The following is a 16,006-nucleotide window of genomic DNA, read 5'->3' as shown; positions in this document are numbered from 1 at the left end:
AGAGGTCTTGTGAAATGTTTTACCTGAGCCAGTTGGTTTTTGCCAGTTCGATCACCTCGTCACCGCGCCCGCTGATGATGGCGCGCAGCATGTAGAGGCTAAAACCTTTGGCCTGTTCCAGCTTGATTTGAGGCGGGATCGCCAGCTCTTCTTTGGCGACCACCACATCCACCAGCACCGGGCCGTCGATGGTGAAGGCGCGTTGCAGGGCGTCGTCTACCTCTGAGGCTTTCTCCACCCGAATACCGGTGATACCGCAGGCTTCGGCGATGCGGGCGAAGTTGGTGTCGTGCAGTTCGGTGCCGTCCGTGAGGTAGCCTCCGGCCTTCATCTCCATCGCCACGAAGCCCAGCACGCTGTTGTTAAAGACCACGATTTTCAGCGGAAGCTTCATCTGCGCCACCGACAGGAAATCCCCCATCAGCATACTGAACCCGCCGTCGCCGCACATCGCCACCACCTGACGTTCCGGTGCCGTCGCCTTTGCGCCCAGCGCCTGCGGCATGGCGTTGGCCATTGAGCCATGGTTGAACGACCCAAGCAGGCGACGTTTGCCGTTCATTTTCAGATAGCGCGCGGCCCAGACGGTGGGCGTACCCACGTCGCAGGTGAAGATGGCATCGTCGTCGGCGAAGTGGCTGATCTGCTGCGCCAGATACTGCGGGTGGATCGCTTTTTCGCTCGGTTTGGCGAGATCGTCCAGCCCCTTGCGCGCATCGCGATAATCGCTCAGGGCTTTATCGAGGAATTTGCGGTCCGTTTTTTCTTCCAGCAGCGGCAGCAGGGCGGCGAGAGTGGATTTGATATCGCCGATAAGCGCCATATCCACCTTGCTGTGCGCGCCGATGCTGCCGGGATTAATGTCGATCTGGATAATTTTGGCATCCGTCGGGTAGAACGCGCGGTACGGGAACTGGGTGCCGAGCAGGATCAGCGTGTCGGCGTTCATCATGGTGTGGAAGCCGCTGGAAAAACCGATCAGCCCGGTCATGCCGACATCGTACGGGTTATCGTATTCAACGTGCTCTTTCCCGCGCAGGGCATGCACCACTGGCGCCTTCAGCTTGCCGGCAAATTCCACCAGCTCTTTATGCGCGCCGGCGCAGCCGCTGCCGCACATCAGGGCGATATTGCTGGAGTATCGCAGCAGCTGTGCCAGCTTTTTCAGCTCTTCTTCGGCAGGGGTAATGGTTGGCTGGGGCGCAGAGTACCAGTGGGTGGTGGCGGTTTCAGGTGCGGCCTTCAGCGCCACGTCCCCCGGCAGCACAACCACCGAAACCCCGCGATTCAGGATCGCCTTACGCATGGCTATCGCCAGCACCTGTGGGATCTGCTCCGGCGATGAGACCAGCTCGCAATAGTGGCTGCATTCACGGAACAGCTCCTGCGGATGCGTTTCCTGAAAATAGCCGCTACCGATTTCAGATGACGGAATGTGAGCCGCAATCGCCAGTACCGGAACATGGTTGCGGTGACAGTCGAACAGACCGTTGATGAGGTGCAGGTTTCCCGGTCCGCAGGAACCCGTACAGACGGCGAGTTCACCCGTAAGCTGCGCTTCGGCACCGGCGGCAAAGGCGGCGACCTCTTCATGGCGGGTGGGCATCCACTCAATAGTTTTCATCTTGTTAAGGCTATCGCTGAGTCCGTTCAGGGAATCGCCAGTGACGCCCCAGATACGCTTTACGCCAGCCTGCTCAAGGGTTTTCGCTATGTATGCAGCCACGGTTTGTTTCATGGTTGTCCTTCTCCTTTTTGTGATATCGCTTACAAGCTTAGAAGAAAGTCGCTGTATTGCCTGCTCAGTATTCTTTAAGTACAGGCGGTTTTTCTGCGCGACGTGCCTGGCAAATTCAATCAAATAAAGGGCTGCCGCACAGGTAGTAGGCACAATGTAGGCCGGGTAAACGTAGTGCCACCCGGCAAAAAGCCCGGTGGCGCTGACGCTTACCGGGCCTACAGGTGAACCGCGACAGATTATGCGAGCACAAGATCGCCCTGCGGATGGCACGAACATGCCAGCACATAGCCCTCTGCAATTTCTGCGTCGGTCAGCGTCATGGTGCTGGTGACCGTGTACTCACCGGAAACCACTTTGGTCTTACAGCAACCGCACACCCCGGCGCGACAGGCCGCTGCCACCGGTACGTTGTTGCTTTCCAGCGCTTCAAGCAGCGTGGTGCCCACGCGGCCAAAGAAGGTCTGCGCTGGTTGCAGCTTCGTGAACTTCATCCCGCTGGTCGCCGCTTCCGCCACCGGCGTGAAGAACTGCTCTTTGAAGAAGCGGGTCACGCCGAGCGCTTTCACTTCTTTCTCCACGATCTCCATGTACGGTGCCGGGCCGCAGGTCATCACGATGCGGTTCGCAATATCCGGCACGCTTTGCAGCAGCTCGCGGCTCAGGCGCCCCGCGACAAAACCGTGCGTCGCGTTGTGCTCAGCCACCAGCGTCACCGGATAGTTGCGCCATTCTTCAGCAAAAATCACATCTTCCGGGGAACGCACGCTGAAAATCACCTGCACGTCGGCCTGAGGTCGGTATTTCGCCAGCCAGCGACGCATCGACATAATCGGCGTCACGCCACAGCCCGCCGCCAGCAGCAGGAATTTATCTTCCGTCTTGTCGTCACAGGTAAACTCGCCCTGCGCATCAGACAGCCAGATGTAATCCCCGCGCTTCACGTCCCGGGTCAGCCACTCGGATCCTGCGCCGTCATCAATACGACGGACGGTGAGCGTAATGTATTCGCTCACGCCCGGCGTGGAGGAGATCGTGTAGGCGCGCAGAGTATCCGCCGAATTACGCACGCTCACCAGCGCATACTGACCTGCGCGGTACGGGTAGTAGTCATGGCACAGTAGCGACAGCGTCCACACATCCGGCGTCTCCTGATGGATGTGATGAACCTGCATTCGCCACGGACATTGTGAGGTTGGCATGGTCATGAGTTACTCCTTACGCGCTCAGCAGTTGCTTCATATCATCTTCAACGTTGGTCACGGAACGCAGACCAAATTTCTCGTTCAGGATGGCCAGCAGGTCCGGCGTCAGGAAGCCTGGCGCGGTCGGCCCGGTGACGATGTTGGTCACGCCGAGCGAGAGCAGGGTCAGCAGGATCACGATCGCTTTCTGCTCGAACCAGGAGAGCACCAGCGACAGCGGCAGATCGTTCACGCCGCAGCCCAGTTTCTCTGCCAGCGTGACCGCCAGAATGATGGCTGAATACGCATCGTTACACTGACCCGCATCCACCAGGCGCGGCAGACCTTCGATGTTGCCGAAGTCCAGCTTGTTGAAACGGTACTTACCGCAGGCCAGGGTCAGGATCAGGCAGTCTTCCGGTACGCGGGTGGCGAAATCGGTGAAGTAGTTACGTTCCCCGCGCGCGCCGTCACAGCCGCCGATCAGGAAGATGTGACGCAGTTTTTCACGGCTGACGAGGTCAATCAGGGAATCCGCCGCGCCCAGCAGGGTTTCACGACCAAAACCGACGGTGATGAGGTGCGGAATTTCGCTGTACGGGAAGCCTGCCATCTGCTGCGCCTGAGCGATAACCGGACCGAAATCGTCGCCTTCAAGGTGGCTCACGCCCGGCCAGCCGACGATGCTGCGGGTCCAGATACGGTCGTCATACGCACCGACGGTCGGGTCGATGATGCAGTTAGAGGTCATGACGATTGGGCCAGGGAAGCGGGCGAACTCCACCTGCTGGTTCTGCCAGCCGCTGCCGTAGTTACCGATCAGATGCTTAAATTTACGCAGTTCCGGGTAGCCGTGCGCGGGCAGCATTTCGCCGTGGGTATAAACGTTAACGCCGGTGCCTTCGGTCTGCTTCAGCAGGTTGTAGAGATCTTTCAGGTCATGACCGGAGATCAGGATGCATTTGCCTTCGGTCGCTTTGACGTTGACCTGCGTTGGCGTTGGGTGGCCGTAGGTGCTGGTTTCACCGGCATCCAGAATGCTCATCACTTTGAAGTTCATCTGGCCGATTTCCATCGAGCATTCCAGCAGGGCGTTCATATCGGAAGGCCAGGTGCCCAGCCAGGCCATAATTTTGTGGTACTGGGCGTAAATAGCGTTGTCGTACTGGCCGAGTACGTGCGCGTGCTCCATATAGGCCGCAGCACCTTTCAGACCGTACAGGCACAGCAGGCGCAGGCCGAGGATGTTTTCGCCAATCGCCGCTTTGTCTTTATTGGGAGTAAATTCTGCGGCCTGACGCTGTAGCTCGCCCAGGTCGTCGCTCACCAGCTGTAGCTCCGCCATCGGGTTGTCCACGCGGGCGCTGGCGTCGGCATTCAGGCACTGCGTTTTCAGGGTTTCACGCAGGGCAATCGCTTCGCGGGCATAGCCCACAATGCGTGGAGAATCGAAGTTAACGTTAGTCAGCGTGGAGAAAAATGCGCGCGGCGCAAAGCTGTCGACATAGTGATCAACAATGCCATATTCACGGGCTTTGAAGGCCCAGGCGGACAAGCCTTGCAGCGCCGCAATCAGCAGATCCTGGAGATCGGACGTTTCTGCGGTTTTGCCGCACATACCCTGCGCGTAAGAGCAGCCGTTGCCTGCCGGGGTACGGATGGTTTGTTCACATTGCACACAAAACATAATCACACCTGTTAAAGTTATATTTGAGATACATGTTTAAGGTTGTGCCTGTGCCACAGCAGAGAAAAGTGCTTTCTTATACTAAGTGGAGGGTTATTGATTTAGCGCAATTTTGGCGGCAGGTTCACTACCGCCAAAGCAGTATCAGGCTGAGAAGAACGCCATCAGGATGGGGACCAGCAGGCTCAGAATAAAGCCGTGTACGATGGCGGCAGGAACCATCTCCAGCCCTCCCGAGCGCTGTAACACCGGCAGGGTAAAGTCCATTGAGGTGGCCCCGCACAGGCCCAGCGCGGTAGAGCGGCTGCGGCGTACCAGGCCGGGGATCAGCATGATGGCTATCAGCTCGCGCGCCAGATCGTTAAAGAAGGCGGCGCTGCCGATCACCGGACCAAATGATTCGGTGAGCAGAATACCGGAGAGCGAGTACCAGCCGAAACCGGACGCCATCGCCAGGCTGGTTTTCAGCGGCAGATCGAGAATAAAGGCGTTAATCACTCCCCCCGCCAGTGAGCTGGCCACAACGATAACGGCAACCATCATGCCCCGGCGGTTAAGGACAATCTGTTTCAGCGTCATGCCATTATTTCGCAGCTGAATACCAATCAGGAAGAGCAGGAAAATAAGCGTATATTCGCTGGCTTCCGTTGCGTGCTGTAAAAATGCCCAGCCGGTCAGCCCCAGTAAAAAGCCGAGTACCACCACGCCGCACAGTTTTAATGATTCCAGTGCCATCGCAATACGGGAGGGGAGCTTTTCCTGATGATGGTGATTTTTCCAGGGAATAGTGCGTTCCAGCCAGAACAGCGCAGCAATATTGCATAGCAGAATAACCACTACCGTAACCGCAGAATAATGCAGGATGGAAAGCAAGTTCGTCGCCAGATTATCCAGGAAGGCCAGGCTGATCCCCATAAAGAACAGAATGACGTAAACAATCCAGCTGAGAAAACGATTAATAAGCTTTAAGGCCGATTCATGACGCAGCGGAATAAGGTAGCCCACAATCAGGGGCAGAAGAATGATGAGGAGTCCTGAGAACATGAACAGCCGGTCCTTTTGAGTATCAGTTAAGCGCCAGAGACACTACCCAATAAAGGCTGTGAGGTAAAGCTACAAAAAAAGCCGGGTGGCGGCTGTGCCTTACCCGGCCTACAAAGTGCACACTAACGTAGGTCGGGTAAGCTTTAGCGCCACCCGACATTACAGGCCGCACTTAATTAATCGCGTTTTTCCAGCAGGGTGCGATACAGCACGCCGCCCAGAATACCGCCGATAATAGGCATCACCCAGAACAGCCACAGCTGTTCAAGCGCCCAGCCGCCCTGGAAAATAGCCACCGCGGTGCTGCGCGCCGGGTTAACGGAGGTGTTGGTCACCGGAATGGAGATGAGATGGATCAGCGTCAGCGCCAGACCAATAGCGATGGGGGCAAAGCCCGCAGGCGCGTATTTGTCCGTTGCGCCGTGGATCACCAACAGGAAGCCTGCGGTGAGCACAATTTCAATCACGATGGCAGACAGCATTGAGTAGCCGCCTGGAGAGTGTTCGCCGAAGCCGTTCGACGCAAAACCGCTGGCCGCGGCGTCAAACCCGGCTTTACCGCTGGCAATTACGTACAGCACCGCCGCGGCAATAATACCGCCGATAACCTGGGCAATAATATAGCCAATAATATCTTTCGCCGGGAAACGTCCGCCCGCCCATAATCCTAATGTGACGGCCGGGTTGAAATGACCGCCGGAAATATGCCCCACGGCGAATGCCATGGTTAATACGGTTAAACCGAATGCCAGCGCGACGCCGACAAATCCAATACCTAATTCCGGAAATGCGGCTGCCAGTACTGCGCTACCGCAGCCACCAAACACCAGCCAGAATGTACCAAAGCATTCTGCCGCTAATTTTCTGAACATAACCACCTCAATAATAAACGTCCGCGCCCATTCCTGCGCGCGGGTTATATCGCCATAAAGGGATGACGACTCAAAGAGCCAGTATTTTGAAACCATCAACATCCCTTCGCCACTCAAATAAATTCACTAAATTTGATTTAAGGCAATGTGATGTCAATCCTTGTTCAGATCGGAGGTAATTAGAGCATAGCCCAATAATTAAGGGGGCGTATATTCTGCTGTCGTGACCCACCGCCTGCCGCTATACTGCTGATAACTTGAAGGAAAAAGTGGCCGAATTGCGGGGGATGTATGCTACTCGAACGTGTGGAGATTGTCGGGTTTCGCGGGATTAACCGCCTGTCGCTGCAACTGGAACAGAACAACGTCCTGATAGGCGAAAATGCCTGGGGTAAATCCAGCCTGCTGGATGCCCTGACGCTGCTGCTTTCGCCTGAAGAGAACTTGTACCACTTCGTTCATGATGACTTCTGGTTTCCGCCGGGGGATGTCAACGGACGCGAGAAACACCTGCATATCATTCTGACCTTCCGCGAATCCGAGCCCGGTCGCCATCGCGTGCGTCGTTTTCGCCCTATGTCGCCCTGCTGGGTACCCTGTGAAGATGGTTTCCAGCGTATTTTCTATCGCCTTGAGGGCGAAATGGCGCAAAACGACGGGGTATTAACCCTGCGAGAATTTCTCGATGAGAAGGGGAATCCGATCCCGCTCGATAATATTGACGAACTTGCCCGCCATCTTATCCGCCTCTCCCCCGTGCTGCGCTTACGAGACGCGCGCTTTATGCGGCGGATCCGCAACGGCACCGTGCCGAATATGCCCGAGGTGGAGGTGACCGCCCGCGAACTGGATTTCCTCGCCCGTGAACTGGTCTCACGGCCGCAGAACCTCACCGACGGCCAGATCCGTCAGGGACTGTCTGCCATGGTGCAACTGCTGGAGCACTATTTCTCCGAGCAGGGAACGGGACAGGCGCGCCACCGTCTGATGCGTCGCCGCTCGCACGATGAACAACGAAGCTGGCGCTATCTCGATATTATCAACCGCATGATCGACCGCCCCGGCGGGCGCACGCATCGGGTGATCCTGCTGGGATTATTCTCCACGCTTTTACAGGCGAAAGGGACGGTGCGCCTGGATCGGGACGCGCGCCCGCTGCTGCTGGTGGAAGATCCGGAAACGCGGCTGCACCCGATTATGCTTTCCGTGGCGTGGCATCTTCTGAATCTGCTGCCGTTGCAGCGAGTCACCACCACGAATTCCGGCGAGCTGCTCTCTCTGACGCCGGTGGAGTATGTCTGCCGCCTGGTGCGTGAATCGTCGCGGGTCACCGCCTACCGGCTCGGGCCCGGCGGGTTAAATGCCGAAGATGGCCGACGGATCGCGTTTCATATCCGTTTTAACCGTGCCTCTTCCCTGTTTGCCCGCTGCTGGTTGCTGGTGGAAGGGGAAACGGAAACCTGGGTGATAAACGAGCTGGCTCGCCAGTGCGGACACCACTTTGATGCCGAAGGGATCAAAGTGATCGAATTTGCTCAGTCTGGCTTAAAACCGCTGATCAAATTTGCGCGCCGGATGGGGATAGAGTGGCACGTGCTGGTGGATGGCGATGAGGCGGGTAAAAAATATGCGGCGACCGTGCGCAGCCTGCTCAATAACGATCGTGAAGAGGAGCGGGAGCATCTGACCGCGCTGCCTGCGATGGACATGGAGCACTTTATGTACCGCCAGGGATTTGACGATGTCTTTCACCGCGTGGCGATGATCCCGGTGGATGTGCCCATGAATATGCGTCGGGTGATTGCCAAAGCTATCCATCGGTCGTCAAAACCGGATTTGGCCATTGAAGTCGCGACGGAAGCGGGCAGGCGAGGCGTAGAGTCGGTGCCCACGCTGCTGCGTAAAATGTTCTCCCGCGTCCTCTGGCTGGCTCGCGGGAGGGCCGATTAACGGGCAGTCGCCTGCGAAACCTGTTGGATCAGGCTATCAAGCAGGGCATAGCGGCGGCGGTATTCGGACCGTTTTTTACTCGCAATCTCTTCCATCGGTTTGCGTGGCATGGTCAGTGGCAGGGCAAAGTTGCCGTTATCCTGCTGCTGTCCGCCAAGGGAGCGCCAGAAGCTGTCATAGTCAGCCAGCAATTTTCCCTCTTTTTTCTTGCGATAGCGCCAGCTGCGGTAGATGTGGGTGGCGTTACTCACCGCGAGGATCTGCTCGACCGGGAAGGCGCCTGCCAGCGTCATGACCGCTTCAACCAGCAGACGTTTTGGGAACAGTCCGTGACAGGCTTTGGTCGCCAGCTGAATGTGCTCGTGCGGGACATGCGCTTTCGCCCCCTGCATTCCGCCGATGAAGAGCGTTGACTTGCCCTGGTATGTGCACAGCGTAAAGGTCAGCTCGGCCAGCACCGTGTTCTGGTGGTCGCAAAAAGTGAGGGTCGCTTCCCCTTCTTTGTCCAGAAACGCATCCGCGCTCAGGCGAACGCTAAACTGCTGTTCCTCTTTGCCCGTTAACGTCACCAGCGTGATGCCCTGGCTGGAGAGGTAGCCGTTCAGCAGCGACGCCGGAAGATGGCGGCTCATCATCTGATAGTGATCGTTCAGTGCGTCCAGCGTATTCTGACGGCCCATATTGACGGTCAGCCACGGCCGGTGCAGGCGGCACGGCAGGCCGGGCTGCACGCGCAGGATCTGCATCAGACGGGGCTGTTTTGCAAGGTTTCCGAGCAGGCGCGCAGTGGTGAACGGCGTTGCCAGCGAGCGCAACATAAACTTACGTCGATAGGCCGGATTTTGCCACGCCAGCCCCGGCGTGAGGGAACCCGATGCCAGGCTTTTAAACAGTTGCCAGCCCGATTTAGGCTGGGGCAGCGTTGAATAAGGTGTATCGACGATGGAAGACATGTTAGATCCTGCTTCTGGTGGAATATCGCTATTTCAGCAGGCGCTTTATCAACATCGGGTAAACAATTCCCGACGATTACGGGGATCGGGGGTTTCGTTGAGGAGTGGTTTAGATAAAATCAACGGTGATGATAGCCAGAACAATTATTTGGAATATTTATGAACCTGAAGGGAAAACGCAGAAAGCTGTTTCTGCTGCTGGCGGTAGTGGTGTTAGCGGGCGGATTCTGGTTATGGAAAGTACTGAACGCGCCGGTACCACAGTATCAAACGCTGATTGTTCGTCCGGGCGAGCTGCAACAAAACGTGCTGGCGACGGGGAAACTGGATGCCCTGCGTAAGGTTGACGTGGGCGCGCAGGTCAGCGGTCAGCTTAAAACCCTGTCAGTTGAGATTGGCGATAAGGTTAAAAAAGGCCAGCTGCTGGGCGTGATCGATCCTGAGCAGGCGCAAAACCAGATCCGCGAAGTGGAAGCGACGCTGATGGAGCTGCGCGCGCAGCGCGCACAGGCTGAGGCGGAGCGTAATCTCGCTCAGGTCACCCTGACGCGCCAGCAGGCGCTAGCGAAAACGCAGGCTATCTCGAAACAGGATCTGGACACCGCCGCCACGGAGCTGGCGGTGAAGCAGGCGCAGATTGGCACCATCGATGCGCAAATCAAGCGGAATCAGGCCTCGCTGGATACGGCGAAAACCAACCTCGATTACACGCAAATCGTTGCGCCAATGGCCGGGGAAGTGACGCAGATCACCACCCTGCAAGGCCAGACGGTCATCGCCGCGCAGCAGGCGCCGAACATCCTGACCCTGGCGGATATGAGCACCATGCTGGTGAAAGCCCAGGTATCCGAAGCGGACGTCATTCACCTTAAGCCGGGGCAGAAAGCCTGGTTTACGGTGCTGGGCGATCCGCAAACCCGCTATGAAGGGGTGCTGAAAGATATCCTGCCGACGCCGGAGAAGGTTAACGACGCCATCTTCTACTACGCGCGTTTTGAGGTGCCAAACCCGCAGGGCGTGCTGCGTCTGGACATGACCGCCCAGGTGCATATCCAGCTGACCGGCGTGAAAAACGTGCTGACGGTTCCGCTCTCCGCGCTGGGCGAATCCGCCGGGGACAATCGCTATAAGGTGAAAGTACTGCGCAACGGCGAAACCCGAGAGCGTGAAGTGGTGATTGGCGCGCGTAACGACACCGATGTGGTGGTGGTAAAAGGGCTGGAAGAGGGTGAGGAAGTGGTCACCAGCGAAAGCCTGCCCGGAGCCGCGCAATGACGGCGCTGCTTGAGCTGAATGACATTCGTCGCAGCTATCCGTCCGGCGACGGGCCGGTGGAGGTGCTGAAGGGCATCTCCCTGCGCGTTGAAGCCGGCGAAATGGTGGCGATTGTCGGGGCGTCGGGCTCGGGTAAATCAACGCTGATGAACATTCTCGGCTGTCTGGATAAGCCCACCAGCGGCACCTATCGCGTGGCCGGGACGGATGTTTCCACCCTGGACGGCGACGCGCTGGCGAAGCTGCGTCGCGAGCATTTTGGCTTTATCTTCCAGCGTTACCATCTGCTTTCACACCTGAGCGCGGCGCAGAATGTGGAGGTGCCGGCGGTGTATGCGGGCGTCGAGCGCAAAAAACGCCTCGAACGCGCGAAGGCGCTGTTAACGCGTCTTGGGCTGGCGGAGCGTGTTGATTATCAGCCTTCACAGCTTTCCGGCGGTCAGCAGCAGCGCGTGAGTATTGCCCGCGCGCTGATGAACGGCGGACAGGTGATCCTCGCCGATGAGCCAACCGGTGCGCTCGACAGCCATTCCGGTGAAGAGGTGATGGCGATCCTCCATCAGCTTCGCGATCAGGGGCATACGGTGATTATCGTCACCCACGATCCGCAGGTCGCAGCGCAGGCGGAACGCATCATTGAGATCCACGACGGCGAGCTGATCAGCAACCCGCCGCCGCGTCAGTCCAGAGCGGCGGCAGCGAAAGAAGCCTTGCCTGCGTCCACCGGCTGGGGACAGTTTTCCAGCGGTTTCCGTGAGGCGCTGACCATGGCCTGGCTGGCGATGGCGGCCAACAAAATGCGCACCCTGCTGACCATGCTCGGCATCATTATCGGTATTGCCTCGGTGGTGTCGATTGTGGTGGTGGGCGATGCGGCGAAACAGCTGGTGCTGGCGGATATTCGCGCCATCGGGACTAACACCATTGACGTTTACCCCGGCAAAGATTTCGGCGACGACGAGCCGCAGTATCAGCAGGCGCTGAAATACGACGATCTGGCGGCTATTCAGAAGCAGCCGTGGGTGAACTCCGCCACGCCTGCCGTGTCGCAAAACCTGCGTCTGCGCTACGGCAACATTGACGTGGCGGCCAGCGCTAACGGCGTCAGCGGAGATTACTTCAACGTTTACGGCATGACCTTCAGCGAAGGGGCGACCTTCAACGCGGAACAGCTGGCGGGCAGGGCGCAGGTGGTGGTGTTAGACGCTAACTCGCGCAGACAGCTTTTCCCCAATAAAACCCGTGTGGTGGGGGAAGTGATCCTGGTGGGTAACATGCCCGCCACGGTGATTGGTGTGGCGGAAGAGAAACAGTCCATGTTTGGCAGCAGCAAGATCCTGCGCGTCTGGCTGCCGTACAGCACCATTTCCGGGCGCATTATGGGGCAGTCCTGGCTTAACTCCATTACCGTGCGCGTGAAGGAGGGCTACGACAGCGCGCTGGCGGAACAGCAGCTCGAGCGACTGTTGACGTTGCGCCATGGGAAAAAGGATTTCTTCACCTGGAACATGGACGGCCTCTTGAAAACGGCCGAAAAGACCACACGTACTCTTCAGCTGTTCCTGACGCTGGTGGCGGTGATTTCGCTGGTCGTCGGCGGAATAGGGGTGATGAACATCATGCTGGTGTCGGTGACCGAACGTACGCGGGAGATCGGCATTCGCATGGCGGTAGGGGCCAGAGCCAGCGATGTGCTCCAGCAATTTTTAATTGAAGCGGTGCTGGTGTGTCTGGTGGGAGGCGCGATGGGGATTGCGCTCTCAATGATGATCGCCTTCGCGCTCCAGCTCTTTTTACCGGGGTGGGAGATTGGCTTCTCACCGATGGCGATCCTCACCGCGTTTTTGTGCTCCACCTTTACCGGCATTTTGTTTGGCTGGCTGCCGGCGCGAAACGCGGCGCGGCTGGATCCGGTGGATGCGCTGGCGCGGGAATAACCCGAAAATAAAAATGCCAGCCGATCGGGCTGGCATTTTGCCTGCGGGGTGTACACAATGAATCAGAGAGCTATGCAACCGTTTCTGCTTCAACGGGCACGATAAGACTGGCGTGATTGCCTTTTGGCCCCTGGTGTATATCGAACCGGACGGACTGCCCGGCTTTGAGCGTCCTGTAACCATCCATCTGAATGGTGGAATAGTGAGCGAAGATATCCTCGCCGCCGCCTTCGGGGCAAATGAAGCCAAACCCCTTGGCGTTGTTGAACCACTTAACAGTACCCATTTCCATGCTTCGACATCCTTCGTAAATCTTATAAATTAAGATGGAATGAACCGGTAGTGGAGTGGGGGCTGTTCAAAACCTCGCCAACTCACGCTTGTACAATTTAGAGAAACGGAAGAAGCCGTCAAGCGTTTGGCGCTGGAGTTGGGACAATAATCAACCAAAATTTGAGGCAGTTAACGCTATTGCAACAGTTTGTGACAGACATCGCGGATGACAGTAATAGATGATTGTTATCTAACATCTGAGGTAGATTCAAAGTGGTTATGCATAATGGGTAAGACCAACGATTGGCTGGATTTTGACCAGCTGGCGGAAGATAAAGTGCGCGACGCGCTAAAACCGCCATCTATGTATAAAGTTATGTTAATGAACGATGATTACACGCCGATGGAATTTGTTATTGACGTGCTACAAAAGTTCTTTTCTTATGATGTTGAACGTGCAACGCAACTGATGCTTACCGTTCATTATCGTGGCAAAGCGATCTGCGGCATCTTTACTGCCGAGGTTGCGGAAACCAAAGTAGCGATGGTGAACGACTATGCAAGGGAGAACGAGCATCCGTTGCTGTGTACGCTGGAAAAGGCCTGATAAGGCATAAAATTGGGGGAGGTGCCTATGCTCAATCAAGAACTGGAACTCAGTTTAAACATGGCTTTCGCCAGAGCGCGTGAGCACCGACATGAGTTTATGACCGTCGAGCACCTGCTGCTCGCACTGCTTAGCAACCCATCTGCCCGCGAAGCGCTGGAAGCCTGCTCCGTGGATCTGGTGGCGCTACGTCAGGAACTCGAAGCCTTCATCGAACAAACTACACCGGTGCTGCCAGCCAGTGAAGAAGAGCGCGACACGCAGCCGACGCTCAGCTTCCAGCGCGTGTTGCAGCGCGCGGTTTTCCACGTCCAGTCTTCCGGACGTAGCGAAGTGACTGGCGCCAATGTTCTGGTCGCCATCTTCAGCGAGCAGGAGTCCCAGGCGGCCTACCTGCTGCGTAAACACGAAGTCAGCCGGCTCGACGTGGTCAACTTCATCTCTCACGGAACGCGAAAAGACGAGCCTAACCAGGCATCGGATCCCAGCGGACAGATCAACAGCAATGAAGAGCAAGCAGGCGGGGAGGATCGTATGGAAAACTTCACCACCAACCTTAACCAGCTTGCTCGCGTTGGCGGTATCGACCCGCTGATTGGCCGCGACAAAGAGCTGGAGCGTGCCATCCAGGTGCTGTGCCGCCGCCGTAAGAACAACCCGCTGCTGGTGGGGGAATCTGGCGTGGGTAAAACCGCGATTGCCGAAGGGCTGGCCTGGCGCATTGTGCAGGGCGACGTGCCGGAAGTGATTGCCGACTGCACCATCTACTCGCTGGATATTGGCTCGCTGCTGGCGGGCACCAAATACCGCGGTGATTTCGAAAAACGTTTCAAAGCGCTGTTAAAACAGCTGGAGCAGGACACCAACAGCATCCTGTTTATCGATGAGATCCACACCATCATCGGTGCAGGTGCGGCCTCCGGTGGCCAGGTGGATGCCGCTAACCTGATCAAACCGCTGCTCTCCAGCGGTAAGATCCGCGTGATGGGCTCCACGACGTACCAGGAGTTCAGCAACATCTTTGAGAAGGATCGTGCGCTGGCGCGTCGTTTCCAGAAAATCGACGTTACCGAGCCGTCGGTTGACGAAACGGTGCAGATCATCAACGGCCTGAAAACCAAGTACGAAGCGCACCACGACGTGCGTTACACCGCGAAAGCGGTACGTGCGGCGGTGGAACTGGCGGTGAAATACATCAACGATCGTCATCTGCCGGATAAAGCGATCGACGTGATTGATGAGGCGGGTGCGCGTGCGCGCCTGATGCCAGCCAGCAAGCGTAAGAAAACCGTGAACGTGGCGGATATCGAGTCCGTGGTGGCCCGCATCGCGCGTATTCCTGAGAAGAGCGTTTCTCAGAGCGACCGTGATACGCTGCGCACCCTCGGCAATCGCCTGAAAATGCTGGTCTTTGGTCAGGATAAAGCCATTGAGGCTTTAACCGAAGCGATCAAGATGGCCCGTGCTGGCCTGGGGCATGACCACAAGCCGGTTGGTTCCTTCCTGTTCGCTGGCCCGACCGGCGTGGGGAAAACCGAGGTGACGGTTCAGCTCTCCAAAGCGCTGGGCATTGAGTTGCTGCGCTTTGATATGTCCGAGTATATGGAGCGTCACACCGTCAGCCGTTTGATTGGTGCGCCTCCGGGATACGTGGGCTTTGACCAGGGCGGCCTGCTAACGGACGCGGTTATCAAGCATCCGCACGCGGTACTGCTGCTTGATGAAATCGAGAAAGCGCACCCGGACGTGTTCAACATCCTGTTGCAGGTGATGGACAACGGGACGCTGACCGATAACAACGGGCGCAAGGCCGATTTCCGCAACGTGGTGCTGGTGATGACCACCAACGCGGGCGTGCGGGAAACCGAGCGTAAATCCATCGGCCTGATCCACCAGGATAACAGCACCGATGCGATGGAAGAGATCAAGAAGATCTTCACGCCGGAGTTCCGTAACCGTCTGGACAACATTATCTGGTTCGATCATCTGTCTACCGAGGTGATCCATCAGGTGGTGGACAAGTTCATCGTCGAGTTGCAGGTCCAGCTGGATCAGAAAGGCGTGTCGCTGGAAGTGAGCCAGGAGGCCCGCAACTGGCTGGCTGAGAAAGGCTATGACCGTGCGATGGGCGCTCGTCCGATGGCGCGTGTGATTCAGGACAACCTGAAGAAACCGCTGGCAAACGAGCTGCTGTTTGGCTCGCTGGTGGACGGCGGCCAGGTAACGGTGGGGCTGGATCAGGCGAAGAACGAACTGACGTACGATTTCCAGAGTGCGGCGAAGCACAAGCCGGAAGCGGCTCACTGATTTTCTTTAGTGTAAAAGCCGGGTTTTTAACCCGGCTTTTTTGTGTCCGCTTTTCTCCCTCTCCCTGTGGGAGAGGGTCAGGGTGAAGGCATCAGAACGCACTAAAATACCTCTTCCTGAACAGCCACACTAAAGCCATAAATAAAAAAGGCCGGGATTGTCCCGACCTTTTAAATATT

General features: G+C 57.1%; 12 protein-coding genes. 5 read left to right on the top strand and 7 right to left on the bottom strand.

Features of this window, described 5'->3' with window-relative positions:
* Positions 1 to 19: 19 nt before the first annotated feature.
* The 5 genes from poxB to aqpZ all read right to left on the bottom strand — a co-directional run bounded on the left by poxB (position 20) and on the right by aqpZ (position 6,525).
* On the bottom strand, positions 20 to 1,738 hold the full coding sequence (poxB, locus tag ACNQ0W_RS01105; protein ID WP_062932103.1) for a ubiquinone-dependent pyruvate dehydrogenase: 1,719 nt from the start codon (positions 1,736 to 1,738) through the stop codon (positions 20 to 22).
* Between the two features lie 239 nt (positions 1,739 to 1,977).
* On the bottom strand, positions 1,978 to 2,946 hold the full coding sequence (gene hcr / locus ACNQ0W_RS01100) for an NADH oxidoreductase (protein WP_017384848.1): 969 nt from the start codon (positions 2,944 to 2,946) through the stop codon (positions 1,978 to 1,980).
* A gap of 10 nt (positions 2,947 to 2,956) precedes the next feature.
* A complete protein-coding gene (gene hcp / locus ACNQ0W_RS01095) occupies positions 2,957 to 4,609 on the bottom strand; it encodes a hydroxylamine reductase (protein WP_062932102.1) in 1,653 nt (550 codons plus the stop codon).
* A gap of 144 nt (positions 4,610 to 4,753) precedes the next feature.
* Entirely contained in the window at positions 4,754 to 5,653 is a 900-nt protein-coding gene (locus tag ACNQ0W_RS01090) for a lysine exporter LysO family protein (protein ID WP_015570988.1), read from the bottom strand.
* A gap of 176 nt (positions 5,654 to 5,829) precedes the next feature.
* Positions 5,830 to 6,525, bottom strand: coding sequence for an aquaporin Z (gene aqpZ / locus ACNQ0W_RS01085; RefSeq protein WP_026080729.1), 696 nt, complete (start codon positions 6,523 to 6,525; stop codon positions 5,830 to 5,832).
* Positions 6,526 to 6,816: 291 nt separating this feature from the next.
* Between aqpZ and ACNQ0W_RS01080 the strand changes: the two genes are divergently transcribed.
* Entirely contained in the window at positions 6,817 to 8,475 is a 1,659-nt protein-coding gene (locus ACNQ0W_RS01080) for an ATP-dependent endonuclease (RefSeq protein ID WP_017693708.1), read from the top strand.
* On the opposite strand, the gene ACNQ0W_RS01075 is transcribed toward ACNQ0W_RS01080, so the two are convergent.
* Positions 8,472 to 9,428, bottom strand: a complete 957-nt coding sequence (locus ACNQ0W_RS01075) for a VirK/YbjX family protein (RefSeq protein WP_062932101.1) — start codon at positions 9,426 to 9,428, stop codon at positions 8,472 to 8,474. The genes ACNQ0W_RS01080 and ACNQ0W_RS01075 overlap by 4 nt on opposite strands.
* A 159-nt stretch (positions 9,429 to 9,587) precedes the next feature.
* Here ACNQ0W_RS01075 and macA point away from each other — a divergent pair, with 159 nt between their 5' ends.
* Both macA and macB read left to right on the top strand, forming a co-directional pair.
* Positions 9,588 to 10,703: a macrolide transporter subunit MacA gene (gene macA / locus ACNQ0W_RS01070; protein ID WP_062932100.1), complete on the top strand. Its 1,116-nt coding sequence runs from the start codon at positions 9,588 to 9,590 to the stop codon at positions 10,701 to 10,703.
* Positions 10,700 to 12,640 (top strand): macrolide ABC transporter ATP-binding protein/permease MacB, encoded by a 1,941-nt coding sequence (gene macB, locus ACNQ0W_RS01065; protein WP_062932099.1) that lies wholly within the window; start codon positions 10,700 to 10,702, stop codon positions 12,638 to 12,640. The genes macA and macB overlap by 4 nt, the downstream gene beginning before the upstream one ends.
* 70 nt (positions 12,641 to 12,710) lie before the next feature.
* Here the strand turns inward: macB and cspD are convergent, their stop codons facing one another.
* A complete protein-coding gene (gene cspD, locus ACNQ0W_RS01060; protein WP_116329924.1) occupies positions 12,711 to 12,932 on the bottom strand; it encodes a cold shock-like protein CspD in 222 nt (73 codons plus the stop codon).
* A gap of 267 nt (positions 12,933 to 13,199) precedes the next feature.
* Here cspD and clpS point away from each other — a divergent pair, with 267 nt between their 5' ends.
* Complete coding sequence (gene clpS / locus ACNQ0W_RS01055) at positions 13,200 to 13,520, top strand: ATP-dependent Clp protease adapter ClpS (protein WP_006174393.1); 321 nt, start codon at positions 13,200 to 13,202, stop codon at positions 13,518 to 13,520.
* A 27-nt stretch (positions 13,521 to 13,547) separates the two neighbouring features.
* Positions 13,548 to 15,827 carry an ATP-dependent Clp protease ATP-binding subunit ClpA gene (gene clpA / locus ACNQ0W_RS01050; protein ID WP_006809407.1) on the top strand — a complete coding sequence of 760 codons (2,280 nt, stop codon included), beginning with the start codon at positions 13,548 to 13,550 and terminating at the stop codon, positions 15,825 to 15,827.
* Positions 15,828 to 16,006 lie beyond the last annotated feature (179 nt).

It is taken from the genome of Enterobacter cloacae complex sp. 6730903, assembly GCF_048283985.1.
Classification (GTDB): Bacteria; Pseudomonadota; Gammaproteobacteria; order Enterobacterales; family Enterobacteriaceae; genus Enterobacter; species Enterobacter hormaechei_C.
This window is presented reverse-complemented; position numbering and strand designations above follow the sequence as displayed.

What these genes read in the sequence shown, in the direction of transcription:
- poxB (WP_062932103.1), bottom strand. Translation starts at nt 1,738, where the DNA reads ATGAAACAAACCGTGGCTGCATACATAGCGAAAACCCTTGAGCAGGCT.
- hcr (WP_017384848.1), bottom strand. Translation starts at nt 2,946, where the DNA reads ATGACCATGCCAACCTCACAATGTCCGTGGCGAATGCAGGTTCATCAC.
- hcp (WP_062932102.1), bottom strand. Translation starts at nt 4,609, where the DNA reads ATGTTTTGTGTGCAATGTGAACAAACCATCCGTACCCCGGCAGGCAAC.
- ACNQ0W_RS01090 (WP_015570988.1), bottom strand. Translation starts at nt 5,653, where the DNA reads ATGTTCTCAGGACTCCTCATCATTCTTCTGCCCCTGATTGTGGGCTAC.
- aqpZ (WP_026080729.1), bottom strand. Translation starts at nt 6,525, where the DNA reads ATGTTCAGAAAATTAGCGGCAGAATGCTTTGGTACATTCTGGCTGGTG.
- ACNQ0W_RS01080 (WP_017693708.1), top strand. Translation starts at nt 6,817, where the DNA reads ATGCTACTCGAACGTGTGGAGATTGTCGGGTTTCGCGGGATTAACCGC.
- ACNQ0W_RS01075 (WP_062932101.1), bottom strand. Translation starts at nt 9,428, where the DNA reads ATGTCTTCCATCGTCGATACACCTTATTCAACGCTGCCCCAGCCTAAA.
- macA (WP_062932100.1), top strand. Translation starts at nt 9,588, where the DNA reads ATGAACCTGAAGGGAAAACGCAGAAAGCTGTTTCTGCTGCTGGCGGTA.
- macB (WP_062932099.1), top strand. Translation starts at nt 10,700, where the DNA reads ATGACGGCGCTGCTTGAGCTGAATGACATTCGTCGCAGCTATCCGTCC.
- cspD (WP_116329924.1), bottom strand. Translation starts at nt 12,932, where the DNA reads ATGGAAATGGGTACTGTTAAGTGGTTCAACAACGCCAAGGGGTTTGGC.
- clpS (WP_006174393.1), top strand. Translation starts at nt 13,200, where the DNA reads ATGGGTAAGACCAACGATTGGCTGGATTTTGACCAGCTGGCGGAAGAT.
- clpA (WP_006809407.1), top strand. Translation starts at nt 13,548, where the DNA reads ATGCTCAATCAAGAACTGGAACTCAGTTTAAACATGGCTTTCGCCAGA.